Raw genomic sequence first — 2300 nt, 5'->3', positions numbered from 1 at the left:
GGCGCACCGCTACGCGCGCGCCCTCGACGAGCTGTACGGCGCGGGGCGCGGCGAGGGCTCCGGGGACCTGGGCCGGTCCGGCCCCGGCGGCGGGGACGGGCCGTCCTTCCCGACGGCCCGGGAGTGGTCGCAGGAGCTGGAGTCGCTGTTCGGTGCCGACGTACGGGAGGAGGTGCTCGCGGACGCGGCGGGCGCGGGCCGTACCGATGTACTGGCCCAGCTCGACCCGTCGTCCGTCCGGCCCTCCGTGGAACTGCTGACCTCCGTGCTCTCGCTGGCCGGCGGGATGCCCGAGCAGCAGCTCGCCCGGCTGCGGCCGCTGGTGAAGCGGCTGGTGGACGAGCTGGCGGCGCAGCTGGCCACCCGGATGCGGCCGGCCCTGTCGGGGCTGTCCACCCCGCGTCCGACGCGCCGGCCCGGCGGCCGGCTCGACCTGGCGCGCACCCTGCGCGCCAATCTGGCGCACACCCGGCGCTTCGACGACGGCCGCGTGGTCGTGGTTCCGGAGCGGCCGGTGTTCAGCAGCCGTGCGTCCCGTGAGGCGGACTGGCGGCTGATCCTGGTGGTGGACGTCTCCGGTTCCATGGAGGCGTCGGTGGTCTGGTCGGCGCTGACGGCGGCCGTGCTGGGCGGGGTCCCGACCCTGTCCACGCACTTCCTGGCCTTCTCCACCCAGGTCGTGGACCTGACCGGCCGGGTGGCCGACCCGCTCTCGCTGCTGCTGGAGGTCCGGGTCGGCGGCGGTACGCACATCGCGGCGGGCCTCGCGCACGCCCGCAGCCTGATCACGGTGCCGAGCCGGACCCTGGTCGTCGTGGTCAGCGACTTCGAGGAGGGGGCCCCGGTCGGGGGCCTGCTCGGGGAGGTCCGCGCACTGGCCGCGTCCGGCGCCCATCTGCTGGGCTGCGCCGCGCTCGACGACTCCGGCGCGCCCCGGTATTCGATCCCGGTGGCGCGGCAGCTCGTCGCGGCCGGGATGCCGGTGGCCGCGCTCAGCCCTCTCGCCCTCGCCCGCTGGGTGGGCGACCGACTCCGTGGGGAGCCCTCATGACCAGCCCGCTGTTGCCGGCCGTCACCGCCGAGGTGACGGCGGAGGCCGTGGAGGCCCTGAGCGCCCGGCTGCGCAAGAAGCTCGACGCGGCCGTGGAGGGCTGCCGGGACGGCGCGGAGGCCGGGGCGGACGGGAGCGTCGTCGTCGCCTTCGGTGAGGACGCGGTGGTCACGCTCCGTGCGGCGCCGTCGGGGGTGGTCACGGAGGCCGGGCAGGCCGTCTGCAGCTGCCTCCTGGCTCCGCGCTGCCTGCACCGCGCGGCGGTCCTGGCCGCGTCCCCGGTGGCGGACCCCCAGCCGTGGCCCTTGCCGGGCGAGGGGGAGGAGGACGGCGGATCGGCCGTGACCCCCGCTGCCGAGTCGGCCGCGGGTACCGGTCCGGCCGCTCCGTCGGCTGCCGGGCCCGTGCCCCGCAGGGCCGGAACCGGGGACACGGGCGCGGAACCCGCCGGAGGGGCCGGTGCCTCGGGGGCCGCTGCCCCGAGCTCCGGGTACACCTTCGGTGAGCCGGGTCCCGCCGACCGCTCCGGCGGTGTGGGTACCACTGGGAGCACCGGCCAGGCAGACCCGGCCGGGCTCCGGGGCGAGCCGGGTCCCGGCACGGGCGGGGGCGCCTCAGGGACGGGCGCCACCGGACGGACGCCGGGCCCGGCCGGGCCCGGCGGGGCGGCACCCGGAGCCGGGGCAAGTGGCGGAGCCGGAGTTCCGAGCGCGGCCGGGGCCGGAGGATCCGGCGCCTCGGCGGCCGGAGCGATGGGCGGAAGTGGCGGCCCGGACAGGGCCCGCGGCGACGCGGCGGGGCCGGGAGACGGGGGTGCCCCCGCGCCCACGGCCGCTCAGGTGCGGGCCGGGGCCGCCCTCTGGGCCGTGGGGGCCGAGGCGCTCGCCGCCGGCGTGGCCGCCGGGGGTGCCGTGGTGCAGGCCGAGTTGCTGCGGGCCGCGCACACCGCGCGCGTCGCCGGGCTGCCGGGTGCCGAGGCCGCCGCCCTTCGGGTGGTGCGGGGGCTGCGGGCCGCGCGGGAGCGGCGTGCCGGGGAGCGGCTGGCGGATCTGGCCGCCGCCTTCGAGGCGCTGCTGCGCACCGCGGCACTGCTGGCGGCCGGTACGGGCGGGCCCGGGCTGACCGGGAGCGGCCGCCGCGCCTACGCCTCCGGGGGCAGCCTGAAGGTCCACGGCCTGTGCCGGGAACCCGTGCTGACCGCGACCGGCTACGGCGGCGTGGTCACCCACCTGCTCGGCTCCGACGGCGT

The 2300-nt window shown here is 79.1% G+C and carries 1 protein-coding gene and 1 pseudogene; both read left to right on the top strand.

All coding sequences use genetic code 11. The annotated features are described in order from the left end of the window. Positions 1 to 1051, top strand: a 1051-nt coding sequence (locus tag VR44_RS37425; protein ID WP_045952130.1) for a VWA domain-containing protein, incomplete at its 5' end; no start/stop codon positions are given. Further along, a pseudogene (locus VR44_RS37420) lies at positions 1048 to 2300 on the top strand (hypothetical protein); the annotation flags it as partial. The gene VR44_RS37425 and the pseudogene VR44_RS37420, both read left to right, overlap by 4 nt.

It is taken from the genome of Streptomyces katrae, from assembly GCF_000966975.1.
GTDB classification, from domain to species: Bacteria; Actinomycetota; Actinomycetes; order Streptomycetales; family Streptomycetaceae; genus Streptomyces; species Streptomyces katrae.
The sequence above is the reverse complement of the archived record's forward strand: the minus strand, read 5'-3'. Positions and strand labels throughout refer to the sequence as shown.